Origin of the sequence: Leifsonia tongyongensis, from assembly GCF_010686705.1 — a bacterium.
GTDB classification, from domain to species: Bacteria; Actinomycetota; Actinomycetes; order Actinomycetales; family Microbacteriaceae; genus Diaminobutyricibacter; species Diaminobutyricibacter tongyongensis.
In genome coordinates this window covers 1,172,275-1,192,549 of sequence record NZ_JAAGWY010000001.1, presented here as the reverse complement: position 1 = coordinate 1,192,549, position 20,275 = coordinate 1,172,275, and the positions used below count along the sequence as shown (strand labels likewise).

The window sequence follows — 20,275 nt, the reverse complement described above, 5'->3', positions numbered from 1 at the left end:
GGCCGCCCAGGACCCTGACGCCTGGCCCCGCTCGCCTGCCAGCTGTCCATTCGAGTTCGCACACCCGCTTAGGCCAAATGTCGCCAACATCACGAGGGCGGGTACGAGAACTCTGTGTTTATGCAATTGCCGTCGCTTTCGATTAGTTGAAGCGACCGAAGGCCGCGACATAACTACGCATCGGCCTTAGACAACCAGCTACCGCAGACCCGCCGACCCGAATTTCAGCCGATTTGGGTGTTCTTCAGTAGTGCCTGCGGGGTTCTTAAGTAGTGCCCGCGGGATTCTTAAGTAGTGTTTGTGCCTCAAGTACGTAGTCTGGGTCGCCGAGTTCGACTCCTACGAGCGGCGGCCGGGGCAGCTACTCTGCGGCCTGGACGGAACGGAACGTCTCCACGAGCGGCGTGAACAGGGGATGCGCGGACTCGATGCCGGTGATGTCGGCGACCAGCTCATCCGCTGAACGCTCCTGCAACATCGCCTGCAACTCGACGCTCTGCGAGTCGTCGGGTACGTCGAACCGCAGAACCGCTGCCACGGCGGCCAGCAGGGCCGCCGGTGTCGTTCCGCTCTCCGCGAGTTCCGCCGCCGGACCGATGAAGCGTTCGTGACGGCCCAGCTTGCGTAACGGTTCGCGCCCTACCCGGCGGACCTCGTCGCGGAGGTGCGGGTTCGCGAACCGCTCGAGGATCTTCGCCCGATACGCGCGCATCATCTCAGGGTCCAGACCGTGTTTCGAGATGAGAGCGGTCGACGTCTCCGCGAGTGCCTTCTCAGCACCAGCCCGCACGCTCTCGATCGCGATCGCGTCGGCGATGGTCGTGGCGCCCTGCGTAAAGCCGAGGTAGGCGATCGTCGCGTGGCCGGTATTCACGGTGAACAGCTTCCGTTCGATGTACGGCCCGAGGTCGTCGACGAACGTCACGCCGGGAATCACCGGAGCCTTCTCGCCGAACGGCCTGCTCTCCACCACCCACTCGTAGAAGGTCTCCACCGTCACGTCGATTCCGGCACGGGGGTCCTGAGCCGGAACGATGCGGTCCACCGCCGTGTTTGCGAACACTGCCTTCGCACCCGCGCTCGGCACTCCGGAGCTTTCCAGCACGGAACGAACCTCTTCAGCGAGGAGGTCGGTCGCGCCGATCGCGTTCTCGCATGCCATCACCGCCAGGGGCGCCAAATCACCGTCGCGAAGCTGCAGTCCGGCGGCGATCGCAGGTGCGACGAATTTCAGGATGCGCGGCCCCACCGCGGTGGTCACGATGTCGGCCGTCGCGATCTCGGCGACCAGGCGGTCCACATCCGTCGCGCTGTTGATGGCCCGGAAGTTGTCGACGACCCGCGTACCGGAGACCTCGCCCACCTCGTGCACCTTGTACTCCGTCGCGGCCGCGAGTGCATCGATCAGCTCTGCGTTCACGTCGGCGAAGACGATCTCGTACCCCGCCTCGTGCAGAAGGAGACCGACGAACCCGCGGCCGATGTTGCCGGCGCCGAAGTGGACGGCCTTCATTCGTCGTTCACCGCCTGCAGGATTGCGAACAACTCATCCGCATCCACGGCCTCGACCAGAGACTCCACGTCGTCGTCTTCCGAGAAGAGGATGGCGATCTTCGACAGGATCTCGATGTGCTCGTTGTTGAGACCGGCGATGCCGACGACGAAGCGCACCTCGTCGCCGTCCCAGTCGATCGGTGTCTGATACCGGATGAACGAGAGCGCAGACCGCACGATCTCGCCTTTCGCATCGTTGGTGCCGTGCGGGATGGCGAGGCCGTTGCCCATGTAGGTGGAGACGGTCGCCTCCCGCGCCAGCATGGAATCGACGTAGGCCGGGAGCACGGCGCCGGTCTGGACGAGGAGGCGACCTGCCTCCCTGATCGCGTCCTCCCGGGTGGAGGCGGTGCCCGCCTCCACCACGTTCGTACGGTCGAGCACGCTCTCGGTCATGTGTTCGCGTCCTCCGTCTGGTTCGCGTTCTGCCTCTTGACCTGGTCGACGACCTCGTCATAGACAGGGCTGTTCATGAAGTTGTCGACCGAGACGTGCTGCGAGTTCGGCGACTGGCCTTTCGCCCGCTCGGTCAGTTCCCTCTGGGTGATCACGAGGTCGGCGGTGCCGTCGAGGTTCGCGATCGCCTGGTTGGTGACCGTGACTCCCTCGACGCCCGCCTTCTTCATCTTGTTGCGCAGCACAGTGGCACCCATCGCGCTCGACCCCATTCCGGCGTCGCACGCGAACACGATGTTCTTCACGAGACGATCGGTGGCGTCGCCCTGGGCGTCACCGGTATCGGTCTCGCCTTCCTTGACCAGGCTGCCGAGAACGCTCGACTCCTTGCCCTTGTTCGCTTCGGTCTGTGCGACGGCGGCGCGGAGGTCACCGGCGTTTCCCGTCGCGAGGTCACGCTTGCGGCTGGCACGGAGGATCACCGAGCAGATCAGGAACGAAACCGTCGCAGCGCCGATCACCGAGAGCAGAACCCATGGCAGGTCCGGCAATGGCGATTGCGCGATCACCGCGAAGATCGACCCTGGCGCCGCCGGCCCACGAAGACCCGTGGCGAACGCGACGTTGATGGCGACACCGGTCATGCCACCGGCGATCGCGCCGATGATCAGGATCGGCTTCATCAGCACGTACGGGAAGTAGATCTCGTGGATTCCGCCGAGGAACTGGATGATGATCGCGCCCGGTGCGCTGGCCCTCGCGATACCGAGACCGAAGAAGGTGTAGGCGAGAAGGACGCCGAGACCCGGACCGGGGTTCGCTTCGAGCAGGAACAGGATCGACTTGCCGGACTGCTGCACCTGTTGCGCCCCGAGCGGTGTGAAGACACCGTGGTTGATCGCGTTGTTGAGGAACAGCACCTTGCCCGGTTCGATCAGGAGGCTCGAGAGCGGCAGCAGGTGAGCGGTGATCAGCCAGTTGACCGCGACCTGGAGCGCGTTGCTGAGCGCCTCCACGAGCGGCGCGATTCCGAAGAATGCGCCGATCGACAGAGCCGCGCCGACGATACCGGCCGAGAAGTTGTTGACCAGCATCTCGAAGCCCGCTTTGATCTTGCCGTCCCAGATGCTGTCGATCTTTTTCATCACCCAGCCGCCGAGCGGGCCCATCAGCATTGCGCCGAGGAACATCGGGATGTTGCTTCCGACGATCACACCCATGGTCGCGATCGTGCCGACGACTCCACCTCGCACGCCGTAGACCATTCGGCCTCCCGTGTTCGCGATGAGGAGTGGCAGCAGGTAGGTGATCATCGGACCGACCAGGCCGACATAGGTCGTTATGGTGTGCCCGTTCGGATCCAGAGACAACTGCGTCATCGCCCCCGTCCAGCCGATGTCGTTGACGTTTCCGCCGCCACCGAGGATGCTGTTGGGCGCCCAACCCGTCGCGATGAACAGGGCGGTGATGAACCCCCAGGCGATGAACGCCGGGATGTTGGGCATCACCATGCCCGAGAGGAATGTTCCGAATCGCTGCACGCCTACGCGTGCCCGACCCGGTTTCTTCGCAGCTGCTGGTGCTGCTGCTGACGTCGTTGTCACTGGTCTGCCTCATTTCTTGACTGGTCGTGATTGTGGTTGAGTGCCTCGGAGATGGCGGCTCGCACCGCATCCCGGGCTTCTGCCGCGCCATCCGCGGCGAGAGCGAGCTCGGCCAGACTCCTGGCCTGATCGAGGGTGAACCGGGCGATGGACACCCGCACGTCGGCTATGGCGGCCGGCGACATCGAGAGCGTGGTGGCGCCGAGGCCGATGAGGACCACAGCGAGCAGAGGATCTGCCGCGGCCTCGCCGCACACGCCGACCGGCTTGCCGGCCGCGGCCCCCGCAGAACCGACGTCGCCGATCAGGCGGAGCACGGCCGGATGCCACGGGTCCTGGAAGCCGGCGACCGAACCGAGCAGACGGTCGGCAGCGAGTGTGTATTGCGTGAGGTCGTTGGTGCCGATCGAGGCGAAGGCGGCGTGCTTCAGGATGCGGTCGGCCAGAAGGGCGGCGGACGGTACCTCGACCATGACTCCCGCGGTCTTGACGCCGAACTCCGCGGCGGTTCGCACGAAGTATTCCGTCTCCTCGACCGTGGACACCATCGGGGCCATGACCCACAGGTCGGCATCCGTCTCCGAGTCCGCCTCGGCGAGAGCCGTCAGCTGCTCGCGCAGGATGTCTTCGCTCGCCCTGAGCGCGCGCAAGCCACGGAGCCCGAGAGCCGGGTTCTCCTCGTGCGCATCGTTCAAGAACTCGAGTGGTTTGTCGGCGCCGGCATCCAGCACACGCACGACCACTTTGCGGCCCGCAAAGGCTGTGAGCAGCGCGACGTAGTGCGCCTTCTGCTGCTCGACGGTGGGCGCCATCCGCTGATCGAGGAAAAGGAATTCCGTGCGAAACAGGCCGACACCTTCCGCCCCCGCCGCGAGTGCCGCGGTGGCACCCTCGGCCGACCCGAGGTTTGCGAGCAGGGGAACCCGCGTCCCATCGGCGAGAGTCCCAGGCCCCGTGCCGCCCTGCAGCGCAGCAGCGCGCTCCGCGATCCGCCGCTCGGCCTCGGCCTTCTCGGCGACATCCGGGCCGACCGTGACCCGGCCGTTCGCCGCATCCACGATCACCTCGGTTCCGTCGGCCAGTGCATCCGCTCCGGCAACGCCGACGACGGCGACGATCGACTTCTCACGGGCGAGGATCGCCGTGTGCGAGGTGGGGCCACCCTCAGAGGTGACCAGCGCAAGCACCTTCCCGAGATCGAGAAAGGCGGTGTCCGCCGGCGCAAGGTCGTGAGCGACGAGCACGAACGGCGCCTCGGAGTCGGGAATGCCCGGCGCCTGCCGCCCCGACAGGGACGCGATCACACGCTGGGCGACATCGTCGAGATCACTCGCCCGTTCCCCCATGTACCCGCCGAGCTCGGCGAGCAGGTCGCGGAAGACGGCGAAACCCTCGAATACCGCGCGCTCGGCGGTCTTGCCGCTGGCGAGACGCTCGCCGATATCGTCGGCGAGCGTCGAGTCCTCCGCCATCATCGATTGAGCTTCGAGCACCTCCGCCGCGGTCCCACCGACGCGTTCCGCGCGAGAACGCAAGTCTGCAGCGACAGCGGTGACGGCCACGACGACCCGGGCGCGCTCGTCATCCGGACTGAGTGTGCTCGGTTCGTCCGGCGGTTCGGGAAGCGGATCGGACATCCGGAGTACGCGGCCATACGCGACTCCCTGGCCGATGCCGGCGCCGGCGAGAGTCGTCGCGATGCCGAGCCCGGCGCTCACCGCATGCCCCCCGCGCCACCACGTACGCCGCTAGGCGTCGCGCCATCCGGTACGCCGCTAGGCGTCGTGCCACCCGGTACGCCGCTAGGCGTCGTGGTCGGTGACCAGCACCTCCACGAGCGAGTCGAGCACGACGTCGCCATTCGCGTCCTCGGTTGCGAGGGTGACGTAATCGCCATGGTCGATGCCCAACGAGATGACGCCGAGAATGCTCGCCGCATTGACGGCCTTTCCGGATCCCTTGGCGATCGTGATGGCCGCTCCCGAATCGGCGACGGCCTGCACGAAAAGCTTCGCGGGACGGGCATGAAGCCCGTGACTCGACCCGATCCGGATGGTCCGCTCGGCCATGGTGTTCTCCTTATTGCCGTGAATCCGTTATTTCTCATAGTGCCGCTCCCATTGCATCGAGGGCCAGATCGAGAGCCACATCCCCAGACAAATGAGCGGGCGCGAGAGCCGGCAGAAAAGCCATCCGTGCTCCCGAGGCCGCCACACGGGTGCGCAGGTCGAGTTCATGGTCGGCCAGGTGTGCCCCGACCAGTACGACATCCACATCCGTCAGCTGACTTTCGAGCTGCGACGCGCTCCCCGCCTCGACCCGCACCGGAAGCCCGCGGTCGCCTGCCACCTTGCGCACTTTGCTGGCGACGAACGTACTCGACGCGCCCGCACCGCAAACGACCAGGATCTTCATCGATCTGCCTTTCGAGTACCGCCGGTGAATTCATTGCCATGCTGGCCCCGCCCAGCCGGACACTCCAGCAGGGTTGCTTCCGCATCCCCGGAAACGTGGCCGAAAAGCCAGCGCACGAGGGCCCGGAAGTGCTTGACTCGGGGAATTCGAGCGCAGGTGCACGGCGCTCGACCTGGCGCGAGGAGGTGATGGTGCTGCAGGGCAGGCAAGCGAAGGTGCTTGAGTTCCTCTCCCGCGCGGGGACGTGGGTCACTGCTGCCGAACTCGCCGACCATGTCGGCGTCACCCCGCGCAGCATTCGCACCTATGTCGGCGAGATCAAAGAGGCCGCCGAACCGCTCGGTGTCATCGAGTCGGGGCCGCGGGGCTACCGCCTGAACGCCGACGCCTATGCGTCGTTCGTCGCCCGCGAGAACGTGGATGTCCCCGCATCCGGCACCAATGCCGGCTCACCACAGGAGCGTCTTGTTCAGCTCGCCCGTCGTCTCATCGACGAACCGGAAGGCTTCGATGTCTACGAAACCGCCGAAAGCCTCTTCGTCAGCGACTCGACGATCGAATCGGACCTCACGCGGCTGCGCGGCCTCCTCGCCGACACCGAACTCACCCTCACACGCCACGGCAGCCGAGTCCTGCTGACCGGTCCCGAACTCGCTCGCCGCCGGCTGCTCAGCCGGCTGTTCCGCGACGAAACCAGGCAGGGCGTACTCGACCTCGCCCGCATCCAGGCCGCGTTCGCTTCGTCCGGGCTCGGCGACTTCAAGACCGACCTCGTCGAAATGTTGGACGCGCGCGGCTTCTTCGTCAACGAATACGGCATCAACGATGTGCTCCTCCACATGGCGGTCGCCCTCGACAGGGTGCGCAAAGAGCGCGTTCTGCCCGCGATCGCCGACCCGGATACGAGCGACAACATCCGCCGGCTCGCCGACGACCTCGGCACCCTCATCGAGCAGCATTTCGGCGTGCGACTGGACCCCACGGAGTTGCACTACCTCGCCATCCTGCTGCGGACCCGCGTGATCGCGCCCGGCGCGGGCACGGATGCAGTGGCCGACTTCGTGCGACACGACGACCTCGAGATCGTGCGCAGCATCATCGCCCGGGCCTCGAGCGAATACCTTGTCGACCTGCGCGACGAAGACTTCATCGTGCGCCTCACCTTGCACGTGCAGAACCTCGTGGACCGCGCCCACGAGAACTCGTTCTCCCACAACCCGTTGACCCGCTCGATCAAGAGCTCATACCCGATGATCTACGAACTGGCCGTCTACATCGCGAGCCGACTGCAGCTCGCCGAAGACATCATCGTCAACGACGACGAGATCGCCTACATCGCGATGCACGTCGGTGGGTACCTCGAGCAGCAGTCCCGACGTCGGGATGCGGTGACCTGCGCCGTCATCTGCCCCAACTACTACGACATGCACATCCTGCTGCGCGAACGGCTCGATCGAGCACTCGGTGACGAACTCGACATCACCAGTGTCATCACGTCGACGGATGTCGACTGGGAGGCTATCGATACCGACCTCGTTCTCACCACCATCGACCCGCGCGGGCGCCGGGAGAACGCACTGATCGTGCAGCCGTTCCTCACCGAGAACGACGTCGATCGCATCCGCCAGGCGATTGCGCGCATCCGACGCATCGAACGGCGCGCCCGCATCAAAGGCGACCTGCTCGAGTATTTCGACGAGACCCTCTTTCTGCGCAATTTCTACGCTCGCGACCCGATCGCGATGATCCGGGCCCTCGGCGCGCGAATGATCGCCACCGGTGCGATCGACCAGGAATACGTCGACCACACCATCGAACGCGAACACATGTCATCGACTGCCTTCACCGACTCGCTGGCCGTCCCGCACGCGATGGCGATGACGGCGAACCGCACGGCGATCGCGATCGTCGTCAACGACACCGCGATGGACTGGGGGGATGCCCGCGTCAACGTGATCGCGTTCATCGCGTTCGACGAAACCGGGCGGGGCAGCTTTCAGACGGTGTTCGACCAGTTCGTCGACGTCTTCTCCGATCGCGAGGTGGTACTGCAGCTCATTCGGCGGTCGGACTCGTTCAGCGCGTTCATCGACGAGTTGGTGCGCATCATCGACTCGTGAGCTTCCCTCCGTTCGGACGGAGGAGCAGACGTCCTCAATCGCGTGGTGAGCCCTCCGCTTCTGTTCCTTCGAGATGCTGGATCCGGCGGTCGATGCTCTTCCGGATATGCTGGCGCATCGCGTCGCGCGCGGCTTCGGCGTCACCTAAGGCGATGTAGTGGGCGACGAGGGCGTGCTCGGCCGCCGCCTCCGCGAGATCGGCTGGTCCGCGATCGGACTCGCTCATCAACCGTCGCATCGTCGGGTAGCCCAGGTCGATCGCCTGCGTATAGATCGAATTGTGGGATGCGGCGGCGATCGCCCGATGGAACGCGATGTCGTGCTCGTAGACCTCCTCGGAGCGTCGGACCGCGTCCTGGTATGCGGCGAGGCTGTTGCGTATCTCGGTGAGTTCCGCATCCGTCGCCATTTGTGACGCGAGGGACGCCGTCTCTCCCTCGAACAGCAACCGGAAATCGAGGATGTCCTGGAGAGCGGCCTCGTCCATGTCGACATCGCCGAGACTGTGGGCGATCGCCGTTCGCCCGTCCGAGCCGGTGACTGTTGTTCCGTAGCCGGCCTTCACCTCGAGCCGGCCGAGAGCGACAAGACCCTGCACCGCACCGCGGACCGTGTTTCGCCCCGCCGAGTACCGCACCATCAGTTCACGCTCGGTCGGGATGCGCTCCCCCGGCTTGAACTCGCCGCCATCCAGGTCGCCGCGTAGCCGCTCCAGGACTTCCTGGGCTCGCGTCTGATTAGGCATGCACGCTCCTACTGTTCGGCCTGTGGTGCCCCACCATTGTGCACTGCACCGCTCAAGCATCCCATCTTTGGGACCCCCGGGCGTGCTTCACTCCGGTTCGATGGGCGCAAGCCCGAGAACGTGGCTGTAGCTGTCTTCGCCCAAAAGGAGCCCGTCGCCGTCGAACGGCCAGAAGATGGTCATTCGCATGGTCAAGGCCACCAGGCCGCCGGTGTCGGGGAATCAGAAGGCACCGAGCGATCGGGCCGGGACGTGGCTGACCATGACGCCCTCAGTGACGATCACGTCCTCGTCGACGAGGAGCCGTTCGATGTCGTACTGGAAATCGAGGAAGCCCTCTTCCGCCTTCTTCGTGTAGAAGGCACGCACCTCGGCGGGGCCGTCCGGGCTTTGGCTCTCGCCGCCGGGCGCCCAGGTGTGGTACTGGACAGAGTCGGATACGGTGGCGAGGAGGGCATCGATGTCCTTAGCACTCTCAGCCCGCATATGGGCGAGAAGCGTCAGCAGCATCTGGACCTTCCTGGGGTCGGTCTCGCGGGCGACGCGTTCCTCGACCGTGCGTACCATCCCCTGCGGGTCGAGCCGTTCCTGGGTTGTCGTCGTTGACATGCTTGTTCTCCCTATTGTTTGTCAGTCGCGGCATCGGCAAGCCGCCGGTCCGCCTCAGGCCGAAGTTCTCGCAGTTTGCGGCGCATCAATTTCCCGCTCGACGTGGTCGGAAGAGAGTCGACGAAGTGCACGGCGCGCGGCACTTTGTATGCAGCGAGCTGCGTTCGGCAGTACTCGATCAGCTGGCTTTCTGTCGCCGATCGCCCTGTGGCGAGAACGACGTAGGCGTGAGCGACTTCACCTTTGATGTCGTCCGGTTCGCGTCCGACGGCGACGAGCGCGACGGCATCGTGTCCGATCATCACCCGCTCGATCTCGGCAGGGTAGACGTTGTAACCACCGGTCAGGATCATGTCTTTCAGTCGATCGACGACGAAGAAGTGACCGAGGCCATCATGCATTGCAACGTCTCCGGTGTGAAGCCAGCCATCGGGCCTGATCGCTTCTGCCGTGGCCTGATGGTTGTTGTAGTAGCCCATGGTCACGAGGGGTCCCCGGACCATGAGTTCGCCCGGGCGGCCGGCCGGGAGCTCGATCGCCGGGTCGTCGATGTCGGCGACCTTGAGCTGCGTCCCAGGAAGAGCGACCCCGATCGACCCATGCACATTCGGCGCATACGCGGCGTGGGTCGTTCCCAGGCCTGAGAGCTCCGTCATCCCCCACAACTCGATGAGGGGCGCACCACTGATGCGCTCCCACGCCTCGATGACCGTCTCGGCGATCGTCTGTCCCCCTACCGTGCACCGCGTCAGGGAACGAAGGTCGGCATGTGCCAGCTCCGGAGAGTTCAGGAGCATCGCGTACATCGTCGGCACGCCCTCGAAGAGCGTCGCCTTGCGTTCGCTGATCAGCGACAGTGTCTCGACGATGTCGAAGCGCTCCATGAGGGCGACAGTCCCACCGACCATCAGCGTGCCGTTGATTGCCACGTTGCCGTAGACGTGCGTGCACGGCAGAGCGGTGACGATCAGGTCGTCGTCCGACCGAGCGTGCATGATCGCTGTGTACGCGCAGTTGAGCACGAGCGAGCGGTGCGACTGCATCGCGCCCTTCGGATGCCCTGTCGTTCCAGAGGTGTAGGCAATACATGCGAGGGAGGCCGGCTCCACCTGCACGGGGGCGAAATCGGGCGCCTCCTCCGCGATCAGCTCCGTGAACGACAGGGCTTCCCCGACCGTCGCGTCAAGACAGATGCAGAGCTCCAGGCTCGCGATCTCGTCGAGGACACCCTGGATCGCCGACAGGCGCTCAGCAGAGGCGATCAGCACGGAGCTCTCGGCGTCGTTCATCACGAAGCGCGCCTCCTCCGCCGTGAGCATGACGTTGAGCGGGTTGACGACGGCCCCGGCCTTCAGGGCCGCGTGGTAGGAGACGATCCACTCCCACCGGTTCGAGGCGAAAAGCGAAACCGTGTCTCCCGCGACCACACCCCTCCTCACCAGAGCCGCGGCCAGATTGGAGGATTCCCGATCGAGTTCGGCAAAAGTCACTTCGCGTGTGCTCGTGATGAGCGCGACCTTATCGGGATGGAGCGCCCGCAGCCGCGGGAAAAGCTCGCCGAGGCCGTTGAGGTCATAGCGCTGCGCACCAGGTGTTCCAGAGATGACCATGTTGCTAGCGAACCCGCTTGATGGGGATGATCAGCACCGTGGCGACGAGCACCATCACGCAGGCGACCAGCCAGATCGGTCCGTACGCTCCGGCGAAGATCGTCACGATGACACCGGCCAATGCGGGCCCAAGGGCCTGGCCCAGGTTGAGCCCGAGACCGGAGAGACCGAGGTCGCGGCCGGCCGCATCCGGGTTCGGCAGCACTTCGATGAAGAGCGCCTGATCCACCACGATGAAGGCGCCGAACCCGATGCTCATGACGATGGACTGGATGAACATGGCCGGCAGCGTCGGCCACACGAACGGCACCAGGAACGAGACGGCCATGATGGCCGACGCGGCGATGACGAACGGCTTGCGCCGGCGGATCTTGTCGGACCACCTCCCGACGATGGCGATCCCGATCAGCGCGAACGGTACGCCGATGAACGTGATCAGTGGCGCGGTGACCGCGGCCTGCGAAGCACTCATGGCAGGGGTGATGTAGCTCTCGAGCATGTACACGGCATAACCGGTGGCCATCGCATACCCCGAGTAGAGGAGCACTTTGGCGATCCAGGCCCATCGGTAGTCCGCGTCACGCAGTGCGGCGACGAAGGCGAGGAGGAATGTCTTCAGGTGCAGGCGGGAACTGACGATTCCCTTCGATGACTTGTCGGGAGCCAGCAGCGCGAACATGACGACGGCGACCACCACGATGATCGCGAACGGGACGTACGCCCCCAGACCGATCAGGTTGAACAGGATCCCTGCGGCGAGCGCTCCGACCACGGCCCCCAGGTACGCGAGACCTCCGGTCAGGGCGGATGCGAGTCCGATGCGCTCCTGCGGGACGCGGTCGGCGACTGTCGTTGCGCCTGATGCCTGCGAGGAGTTGATGGTGAGCGAGACGAGCGAGTAGAGCACGACCAGGACGGCGAGGTTGGGTGCCAGCGGCAACACGACCAGAAGTACGGCGCCCGAGAGCGCTCCGCCGAGCATCCACGGCACGCGCCTACCCCAACGCGAGCGCGTGCGGTCCGAGAGTGTGCCGACGATCGGAAGGCAGATCATCGTGACGACGACCGCCACCGAGAACACCGTCGACAGGCCACTCGCCTTGGCGGTGTTGAACTCGGTGAGCAGCTTGAGCAGGTGCTCCTGCGATGCAGTGGGCGTTGCGGTGTTCGCGTTGACCTGGGCCTGGAGCGTGGTCAGTTTCTGGATGTCGACCGAGGCATCCGACCCCGTGAAGATGCGCGCGAACTCGAGAGCCTGGACCTGAAGCGACAGCAGCAGGTTCGATGCTCCTCCGATCAGTCCGTACCCGAGTGCCGCGAACGTGTAAGCGGTCAGGTACCGCCGCAGAGCCGGCGTTCGCGGCTGATATCGCGAAGAGATGGAGGAGTCGGTCACCCCTGTAGTTTGCTCGGACATTTCACACTCCTATGTGTGGTTGGGTTTAGTGGATGAAAGGGCTTCGACGGTCGACTACCAGTCGTGGACGGTCCCGTCGAGAAGCCGGTTGACGGGCAGGTAGGCACGTTCGTACGGATGCGCCGCAGCGACATCGTCGTCGTAGTCGACACCCAGCCCGGGCGCGTCGGATGGCGCAAGCGAACCGTTCTCGAAGGTGTACGTCGTGCGGAAGACCTCGTGGGTCGTCGGCGAGTGCTGCATGTACTCCTGGATGCCGAAGTTCGGGATCGCGATTCCCAGATGGATCGCCGCCGAGAGCCCGACCGGCGACACATCGGTGGGCCCATGGGCGCCCGATTTGATCTGGTAGACCGAAGCGAAGTCGAAGATCCGGCGCAAGCCCGTGATTCCGCCGGCGTGGGTCACAGGACTGCGCACGTAGTCGATGAGCTGCTCCTCGAAGAGCTCCCGGTAGTCCCAGATCGTGTTGAACACCTCGCCGATCGCCAGCGGGGTCGTGGTGTGCTCGCGCACCCGCCGCAGCGCCGCCTGGTTCTCGGCCGGGGTCACGTCTTCGAGCCAGAACAGGTCGTACGGTTCCAGCGACTTGCCGAGCTTCGCCGCCTGGATCGGCGTCAGCCGGTGGTGAGCGTCATGCAGCAGGATCAGCTCCGGGCCGAACTCGTTGCGGACGGCCTCGAAGACCCCGGGGATGTGCCGAAGGTATGCCCGGGTGTCCCAGGTCTCCTCCACCGGGAGCGCGCTGCGCCGCGCCGGCTCGTAGTCGTAGCGCGCATCCGAACCACTGCCCGCGCCCTCGGCTGCGTTGCGGCTGTGCGCTACGCCATAGACGGACGGGAGACCCGGAATGCCGGTCTGAACACGGATGGCGCGGTATCCCTCATCGAGATGTTCGCGGATGGAGTCGAATAGTTCCGGCAGGTCGACGCCGGATGCGTGCCCGTACGTCAGGAGACCGGTGCGGGAGCGGCCACCCAGCAGCCGGTAGAGCGGCAGCTTCGCGACTTTGGCCGCGATGTCCCAGAGAGCGGTGTCCACTCCGGCGATCGCCGCCATCGTCACCGGGCCGCGGCGCCAATAGGCGCCCCGATAGAGGTATTGCCAGGTGTCTTCGATGTTCGCAGGGTCCCGCCCGATCAGCAGCGGGACGACGTGCTCGGAGAGATAGGCCGCGACCGAGAGCTCACGGCCGTTCAGTGTCGCGTCACCGAGACCGGTCACACCGTCGTCGGTGGTGATGCGAAGGGTCACGAAATTGCGACCGGGACTCGAGACGAGTACCTCAGCGGACTCGATCAGCATGGATGAACTACTTTCCTGAGGTTGTGAAGACATCCGTAAAGATGGGATGTTTCATGCGTATATTGCACATTGTGGGACACAATTTGTCAAGCAATGGGTCAAAATCTACTCAATGTTGCCGTCATAGCGGAACTTGACTATCGATCTCGGCGAATCTACTATCCCATCAATAGGGAATCTTCCCATATTCATCCCATCTATCCCCAAGGAGGCGGACGTGGAACTCGACGCCCCAGTACGCGAATTGCTTGATCGCTACCACTCGATGGGCGGGGCAGGCCTCGACCTCGACGACCCAGCGGTTCTGGCGATGATCCGGGCGACCGCGATCCAGACCGACAACGACTTGTCGGATGGCCCTGTGGACGGGGTGGAGATCAGGGATGTCGTCATCGGTGACGTGCCCGTGCGCCTCTATCGACCGCCCTCGGAGCGCACACTTCCGCTGCACGTCTACTACCACGGGGGTGGCTTCATCCTCGGGTCCGCACTGTCGGGAGAACTGGACGGCCTCCTCGCCCGCCGCGCCCTCGATGCCGGATGCCTGGTCGCATCCGTGGAGTATCGACTGGCGCCGGAGCATCCATTCCCGGCGGGGGTCGATGACTGCTACTCGGCCTTCGCCGGCCTCATCGCGCAGGCAAACGAATACGGGGTCGACGTCGACGTCGTGACCGTGGGAGGCGGATCCGCAGGCGGCAATCTCGCCGCCGTCGTGGCACTGATGGCGCGCGACAAGAACGGTCCACGGATCGCCCTGCAGCTGCTCGAGATCGCGGGCCTCGACCTCACGAGCTCGTCGCATGCGTGGCGCAACCCCGGCCCTGGGCACGACTCGACCCGCGAAGCGGATGTGGCGTGGAATGACCGGCACCTCTCGTCACCCGCGGAACGTGTCCACCCTTATGTCTCCCCCTACTTCGCCGCCGACCTGGAAGGGGTCGCGCCGGCGTACGTCATGAACGCAGAGTTCGATCCACGCCGGGATGAGTGCGAGGCCTACGTTGCCCGGTTGCAGGATGCCGGTGTCCCGGCGGTCAGCCGCACGATGGCGGGTCACGTCCACGGATCCGTGGCACTGCCGGACTGGCAGCCGGCGCGTGACTGGCGGGCCGAGGTCAACGCCGTCCTGGCGGCGGCCAACCGGGCTGCGCTGGCCGGACGCCCCATTGAACTGCCGGAGTAGACAACGCCATGATGCACAGCACCCGACCGGGCAGCCCGCAGTATTTGCGAGCTGAAGGAGAGCGGCTGCTCGCCTTTGCGCGCAACGCCCGACTTCCGGAGTGGGGCTACGGCTGGCTGGACTCCGACGGCTCACCGATGGCGGACGACACCGTCCACACCTACCTCACCGCCCGGATGACCCATGTGTTCTCCCTCGCGGTTCTTCTCGGCCACGAATGGGCGGCCGAGTACGCAGACCACGGCATCGCCGCACTCACCGGCCCGTTGCACGACGACCGACACGGTGGCTGGTATACGGCGACGGATCGGGCAGGGCGTCCGCTGACGGACGAGAAGGCGGCCTACCCCCATACCTTCGTGTTGCTGGCCGCGGCGAGCGCGACCAGCGCGGGCCGACCGGGCGCGGCAGAGTTGCTCGCGCAAGCCTTGGGAGTCATCGAGCGACGGTTCCGCGAACCAGAGTCCGGGCTCTTGCGCGAACGGTGGGATCGCAGCTGGAGCTCGTTGGACACCTACCGTGGAGGCAACAGCAACATGCACGCCGTCGAGGCATTGCTGGCCGCAAGCGATGCAACGGGCGACCCGGCGCTGGCCGATCGGGCCCTCGAGATCGCCGCATTTCTCGTCAACTCCGTTGCGCGGAACACCGACTGGCGGATCGTCGAGCACTTCGACTCGAACTGGTCACCTGCGTTGCGCTACAACGAGCAACACCCCGCCGACCCCTTCCGGCCCTTCGGGTCGACGGTCGGTCACGGGATCGAGTGGTCCCGGCTGCTCCTCCACATGCGCGCCGCCCGACCCGACGCCGACTGGCTTCTTCCCGCCGCACGTCAGCTGTTCGCGCGCGCTCAACGGGACGGATGGAATGCCGACGGCCACGAAGGTTTCCTCTACACCGTGGATTGGGAGGGCCGACCGGTCGTCACCGAGCGCCTCCACTGGGTGCTCGCCGAGGCTCTCGGGGCGACCGCGGCGATGCACCAGGTCACCGGCAACGAAGCGTACCGACTCCGCTACGACGAATGGTGGCACTGGGCGGAGGACCATTTCATCGACCGAGGCGCGGGTAGCTGGCACCACGAGCTCGATGCGACGGGCCACCCGGCATCGACGGTCAAGAAGGGAAAGGCCGATGTCTACCACGCCTTCCAAGCGACGCTGCTGCCTCGGCTTCCCCTGACAGCCTCGCTCGCATCCGCGATCCGTTCCTCCCGCGCGGTAGCCGCGCTGCAACCTCCCTCTTGAAAGGCAACACAGATGTCCCACCGCCCGAGCACGGACGAAGCTCAACCGGATTACTCGCAACTCGAGTCGATCGGGCCACTCACGGCCGACAACATCGCTGAGGCGAGAACCGCGATCAGTGCGTTCCTCGTGGCTTCGTCACGGCCATGCCGACCCGATATCGACATCGACGACACCGCAGCCGGCGGCGTACCGGTGCGTCTCTATCGTCCGATCGGCACGAACAATCCCCTCCCTCTTCACCTGTACCTCCATGGCGGCGCGTTCATCTTCGGTTCGGCGTTCGACGGAAGCCTGGATGCGGATCTTGCAGATCGCGCCATCGAATCCCACTGCCTGGTTGCATCGGTCGAGTACCGGCTCGCTCCTGAGTACCGGTTCCCGACAGGGATCGAGGACTCCTATGCGGCCCTCGGCGCGCTCGTCGAAGAAGCCGACGAGCTGGGCATCGACCCGACGAGGACATCGGTGGGCGGCGCATCCGCCGGCGGCAATTTCGCCGCGGCCGTCGCACTTCTCGCACAGTCACGACGGTCGCCCGTAATCGGCTTCCAGCTACTCGAGATGGCCGGCACCGATCTGACCAAGTCCTCCAACGCCTGGAGAAATCCGGCCCCGGACCACGACACCACCCGCGAGGCGGACCTCGCGCTCATCGACCTGTATCTGTCTTCTGTCGCCCAGCGAGCCGATCCGCTGGCTTCACCGCTCTTCTCTCCCGAGCTGTCGGGGGCGGCACCTGCCCTGTTCATGAACGGTGAGCTGGACCCGCGCCGCGACGAATGCGAGGCCTACGCCGCTCGCCTCAGCGACGCAGGGGTCCCTGTCGTCACCGCGACGTTCGCTGGAGTCACCCACGGGGGGATTACCGCCGAGTGGCGCGCGTACGCGAATGCAGCGCTCGGCGCGTTCCATCGGGGCGAGCAGCTCGTCAGTCGGTGAGCTGCGCGAAGGCCGGCCCTACGGGACGCTCGGCCGCTCCTCGTCATCGAAGGCTTCTCTAACAGGTGCAAGATATCGCCATATCTTACAGATGACAGATTGAGCGTCAAATCGCGACTCAGCCGCTGGCTCTAGGTTTGAAGGGCTATGAAACCAAACAGGCGAGCGAGACCACGAAGCAACGATCACCACGGCCAGACCGCGCTGACGCTGCTTGTCGCCGGGGTCTTCTTCATGGAGATCCTCGACGGCACGATCATCGCGACGGCGGCGCCCAGTATCGCTCGTTCGTTCGGAGTCGATTCCGCGTCGGTGAGCATCGCGATCACCGCCTACCTCCTCACCCTGGCCGTGCTGATTCCGCTGAGCGGATGGCTGGCTGACCGCTTCGGTGCCCGTCGCGTCTTCCTCGTCGCGATCGTCATCTTCACCGTGGCGTCCGCGCTATGCGCGACGAGCACGAGCCTCACCGAGTTCACCGTGCTGCGGGTCTTCCAGGGAATCGGCGCGGCGACGATGGTGCCTGTCGGCCGGCTCGCGGTCCTTCGGGCCACCGGCAAGCAGGACCTGATCCGGGTGATCGCCCTGATCACCTGGCCGGCCCTTCTCGCACCCGTGATCGCCCCTCTGCTCGGCGGACTGATCACCACTTATGCGACCTGGCCGTGGATCTTCCTGATCAACGTGCCACTCGGAATCGCGGCGTTCATCGTCGCGGTGAAGGTCGTCCCCCACGAGCAACGCGGGACGCCCAGAAGGCTCGACCGCCTGGGATTCGTGCTCGTCTGCGTCGGCCCGGGCGCGCTCGTCTACCTCGGTGCGCTGTTGGTCTCGCCCTCGCCATCGTGGATCGCCGTCGTCATCGCCGCCGCGGTGGGCGTCATCGTCACGGCCTGGGCCGTGTTCCACCTGCTCCGGGCAAGGAACCCGCTGCTGAACCTCCGTGCCTTCCGCATCGAGACCTTCCGGGTGACCCACGCCGGCGGATCGTTCTTCCGCCTGACCATCTCGGCAGTCCCGTTCCTGCTCCCTCTCTTCTTTCAGGATGCGTTCGGCTGGACTCCCGTCCAGGCCGGTGCTCTCGTACTGTTCCTGTTTCTCGGCAACCTCGTGATCAAACCCGCGACCACCCCGCTCCTCACCCGCTTCGGATTCCGGAACGTGCTCATCTGGGCGACGATCGGCGCCGCGCTCAGCATGGCCCTCGAAGCCCTCCTGACTCAATCGACCCCGATCGCCGCGATCATCGCACTGCTGTTCTTCAGCGGCGTGGTCAGGTCGATCGGGTTCACCGCATACAACACGATCGCTTTCGCGGACATCCCGGATGCGGACATGACGGATGCGAACACGCTCGCCTCAACGGTGCAGCAGCTGGCCGCCAGCTACGGTGTCGCGATCGGCGCCGTCGCCCTCACCGTCGGCCAGCCGATCGCCGGCTGGTTCAACGCATCAGGATCGGTTGCCGAGTTCCAGGTGGCATTCGCGATCATCGCCCTGTTGACCCTCGTTCCCGTGGTCGAGGCGCTGATGATGTCGCGATCGGCAGGCGAGAACATCAGGCCCGCACGTCGAGCAAAGCCCGACACGGTCGTCGACCAGGTGGTGGAGTAGTCCGTCGCAGGTCAGATGCCCTCTTCCTCCGCCTCTTCCCGCGTCAGGACGGCTTCCTCCGGGTCGCGCTCGAGCACATGCTCGTGTTCGTCGAGTATGGGCTCCGGCTCAGGTGGCTCACCGCCGAACGGCCCGCCGGCGCCGGGCCAGACGGTCTCACCCGCCACGGCGTCATTGGTGACGAGCTCGTCGGCGAACTCCTTTTCCGCGATCGGGTCGTTGAGCGCGTAGTCGACTTCCCCCTCAGTGGGGTCGACCCAGCCGGGGGTCTCGCCGGCGTCGGCCTCGCCGATCTCGTCGTCGTCGAAGATGCCGTCCTCCGGGATGCGGTCGTCCATGATTGTCCCCTCCGCGCCGGCCAGATGCCTCGCCTCCCCCGCACGCTACACCGCACGACGACACCGCAGAACCCGCCCCATCCGTCGACCGATCAGCTCAGTGTCCGCGCCTCGTGGGTTAGCATTCGGGAATGACGAACGCGGCTCCGATCGAAGACGTCCCGATCGGTGGTGAGGGCATCCGCCTCGGGCAGTTTCTGAAGTTCGCTGGGCTCCTGGACTCCGGTGGAAACGTGAAGGAGGCCATCGTCGACGGCTTCGTGACCGTGAACGGTGAGGTTGATCGCCGCCGCGGACGGCAGCTTCAATTCGGCGACATCGTCACCTTCGAGGGACGCAGCGTTCGCGTCCGCCCGTAACAACGTCGTGGTCGTGCCGATCCATGATCCAAGAAGGTCTTTTTGTGAATATCACCCTGCTCATTCGGTTTGTCGCCGTGGCCGAGGAGTTGCATTTTCCGCGTGCAGCAAGCGCACTCAACATCCCACTCGCTGCTCTCTACTCGTCGATCTCGAAGCTTGAAGACGAAGTGGGATCTCCACTCTTCATCCGTGACCCCACAGGAACCCGACTGACCAAGGCCGGAACCCTGTTTCTTGCGACGGCACGAGACGAGATCGCGGCAGCCCCGGCCGCGGTCGAGAAGCCCGTCGTTCCGGCCGGCGGCAAAGCCAAGGCCTCGAAGGGCAAGGGCCGTGCCCCCGCCGTGAAGGGACAGCCGAAGCCATTCAAGAAGCGTCAGGGCCGCTAGCGCGAATCACCGCCGGCTTCGTGCGCCCGTTCAGCGAAGACCTGCTGCGCTATCGCGTAGCTGTCGAAAGCGCGCGCCGCTCCGGCGTACGCCTCGATGTGAATGAAGGCTTCGACGATCTCCTCGGGTGTGACCCCACTGTTCAGCGCGATTCGCAGCTGCCCGCGAAGCGGCTCCAGGATGCCGAGCGATGCGGCGATGGTGACCGAAACGAGGGCACGGGTACGGGTGTCGAGATGCTGGGTTCGCGGCCATGAATCGCCGAAGGTGTGGATGGTTGCCAAGCGTTTGAAATCACCGCTGTTCTCTGGTTCGCCTTGACCCCTGCCGAGGAATCGCTCAAGTCGGAACCCGAGGAGCTGCTCCGCCGTATCGAGGGCATCCTCGTACCGGCGCTCATCCGAATTGTCCTGTGCCAT

At 65.3% G+C, this 20,275-nt stretch carries 20 protein-coding genes; 7 read left to right on the top strand and 13 right to left on the bottom strand.

All coding sequences use genetic code 11. From position 1 onward, the window contains the following. Positions 1–361: 361 nt before the first annotated feature. The 6 genes from G3T36_RS05760 to G3T36_RS05735 all read right to left on the bottom strand — a co-directional run bounded on the left by G3T36_RS05760 (position 362) and on the right by G3T36_RS05735 (position 5,969). Positions 362–1,513 (bottom strand): mannitol-1-phosphate 5-dehydrogenase, encoded by a 1,152-nt coding sequence (locus G3T36_RS05760; RefSeq protein WP_163288596.1) that lies wholly within the window; start codon positions 1,511–1,513, stop codon positions 362–364. Then, positions 1,510–1,950 (bottom strand): PTS mannitol transporter subunit IIA, encoded by a 441-nt coding sequence (locus tag G3T36_RS05755; RefSeq protein WP_163288595.1) that lies wholly within the window; start codon positions 1,948–1,950, stop codon positions 1,510–1,512. Before G3T36_RS05755 ends, G3T36_RS05760 begins: the two co-directional genes overlap by 4 nt. Continuing rightward, complete coding sequence (locus tag G3T36_RS05750; RefSeq protein ID WP_420811032.1) at positions 1,947–3,554, bottom strand: PTS mannitol transporter subunit IIBC; 1,608 nt, start codon at positions 3,552–3,554, stop codon at positions 1,947–1,949. Before G3T36_RS05750 ends, G3T36_RS05755 begins: the two co-directional genes overlap by 4 nt. Beyond that, complete coding sequence (gene ptsP, locus G3T36_RS05745) at positions 3,551–5,272, bottom strand: phosphoenolpyruvate--protein phosphotransferase (protein WP_338031476.1); 1,722 nt, start codon at positions 5,270–5,272, stop codon at positions 3,551–3,553. Before ptsP ends, G3T36_RS05750 begins: the two co-directional genes overlap by 4 nt. Positions 5,273–5,356: 84 nt before the next feature. Continuing rightward, on the bottom strand, positions 5,357–5,623 hold the full coding sequence (locus G3T36_RS05740; protein WP_163288594.1) for an HPr family phosphocarrier protein: 267 nt from the start codon (positions 5,621–5,623) through the stop codon (positions 5,357–5,359). 34 nt (positions 5,624–5,657) lie between these two features. Continuing rightward, on the bottom strand, positions 5,658–5,969 hold the full coding sequence (locus G3T36_RS05735; RefSeq protein WP_163288593.1) for a PTS sugar transporter subunit IIB: 312 nt from the start codon (positions 5,967–5,969) through the stop codon (positions 5,658–5,660). Between the two features lie 188 nt (positions 5,970–6,157). Here G3T36_RS05735 and G3T36_RS05730 point away from each other — a divergent pair, with 188 nt between their 5' ends. Continuing rightward, positions 6,158–8,089 (top strand): BglG family transcription antiterminator, encoded by a 1,932-nt coding sequence (locus G3T36_RS05730; protein ID WP_163289098.1) that lies wholly within the window; start codon positions 6,158–6,160, stop codon positions 8,087–8,089. A 34-nt stretch (positions 8,090–8,123) separates the two neighbouring features. Here the strand turns inward: G3T36_RS05730 and G3T36_RS05725 are convergent, their stop codons facing one another. From G3T36_RS05725 to manD, 5 genes are all read right to left on the bottom strand, one after another. Continuing rightward, the gene (locus G3T36_RS05725) at positions 8,124–8,834 is read right to left on the bottom strand and encodes a FadR/GntR family transcriptional regulator (RefSeq protein ID WP_163288592.1); all 711 of its coding nucleotides are present in this window, start codon (positions 8,832–8,834) and stop codon (positions 8,124–8,126) included. Between the two features lie 222 nt (positions 8,835–9,056). After that, positions 9,057–9,443 (bottom strand): nuclear transport factor 2 family protein, encoded by a 387-nt coding sequence (locus G3T36_RS05720; RefSeq protein WP_163288591.1) that lies wholly within the window; start codon positions 9,441–9,443, stop codon positions 9,057–9,059. A gap of 11 nt (positions 9,444–9,454) precedes the next feature. Further along, a complete protein-coding gene (locus tag G3T36_RS05715; protein ID WP_163288590.1) occupies positions 9,455–11,053 on the bottom strand; it encodes a class I adenylate-forming enzyme family protein in 1,599 nt (532 codons plus the stop codon). Between the two features lie 4 nt (positions 11,054–11,057). Further along, positions 11,058–12,470 carry an MFS transporter gene (locus tag G3T36_RS05710; RefSeq protein ID WP_163288589.1) on the bottom strand — a complete coding sequence of 471 codons (1,413 nt, stop codon included), beginning with the start codon at positions 12,468–12,470 and terminating at the stop codon, positions 11,058–11,060. A gap of 54 nt (positions 12,471–12,524) precedes the next feature. Next, positions 12,525–13,775: a D-mannonate dehydratase ManD gene (gene manD / locus G3T36_RS05705; protein ID WP_163288588.1), complete on the bottom strand. Its 1,251-nt coding sequence runs from the start codon at positions 13,773–13,775 to the stop codon at positions 12,525–12,527. A 217-nt stretch (positions 13,776–13,992) separates the two neighbouring features. Between manD and G3T36_RS05700 the strand changes: the two genes are divergently transcribed. From G3T36_RS05700 to G3T36_RS05685, 4 genes are all read left to right on the top strand, one after another. Continuing rightward, positions 13,993–14,961, top strand: a complete 969-nt coding sequence (locus tag G3T36_RS05700; RefSeq protein ID WP_163288587.1) for an alpha/beta hydrolase fold domain-containing protein — start codon at positions 13,993–13,995, stop codon at positions 14,959–14,961. An 8-nt stretch (positions 14,962–14,969) separates the two neighbouring features. After that, complete coding sequence (locus G3T36_RS05695) at positions 14,970–16,211, top strand: AGE family epimerase/isomerase (protein ID WP_163288586.1); 1,242 nt, start codon at positions 14,970–14,972, stop codon at positions 16,209–16,211. Between the two features lie 12 nt (positions 16,212–16,223). Next, positions 16,224–17,153 carry an alpha/beta hydrolase gene (locus G3T36_RS05690; protein WP_163288585.1) on the top strand — a complete coding sequence of 310 codons (930 nt, stop codon included), beginning with the start codon at positions 16,224–16,226 and terminating at the stop codon, positions 17,151–17,153. 147 nt (positions 17,154–17,300) lie between these two features. Then, on the top strand, positions 17,301–18,767 hold the full coding sequence (locus G3T36_RS05685) for a DHA2 family efflux MFS transporter permease subunit (protein WP_163288584.1): 1,467 nt from the start codon (positions 17,301–17,303) through the stop codon (positions 18,765–18,767). Between the two features lie 11 nt (positions 18,768–18,778). On the opposite strand, the gene G3T36_RS05680 is transcribed toward G3T36_RS05685, so the two are convergent. Further along, entirely contained in the window at positions 18,779–19,105 is a 327-nt protein-coding gene (locus G3T36_RS05680) for a hypothetical protein (RefSeq protein WP_163288583.1), read from the bottom strand. A gap of 131 nt (positions 19,106–19,236) precedes the next feature. On the opposite strand from G3T36_RS05680, the gene G3T36_RS05675 reads away from it, so the two are divergent. Continuing rightward, positions 19,237–19,464: an RNA-binding S4 domain-containing protein gene (locus tag G3T36_RS05675; protein ID WP_163288582.1), complete on the top strand. Its 228-nt coding sequence runs from the start codon at positions 19,237–19,239 to the stop codon at positions 19,462–19,464. 23 nt (positions 19,465–19,487) lie between these two features. Beyond that, positions 19,488–19,856: a LysR family transcriptional regulator gene (locus G3T36_RS05670; RefSeq protein WP_163288581.1), complete on the top strand. Its 369-nt coding sequence runs from the start codon at positions 19,488–19,490 to the stop codon at positions 19,854–19,856. On the opposite strand, the gene G3T36_RS05665 is transcribed toward G3T36_RS05670, so the two are convergent. Continuing rightward, positions 19,853–20,275: a carboxymuconolactone decarboxylase family protein gene (locus G3T36_RS05665; protein WP_163288580.1), complete on the bottom strand. Its 423-nt coding sequence runs from the start codon at positions 20,273–20,275 to the stop codon at positions 19,853–19,855. The genes G3T36_RS05670 and G3T36_RS05665 overlap by 4 nt on opposite strands.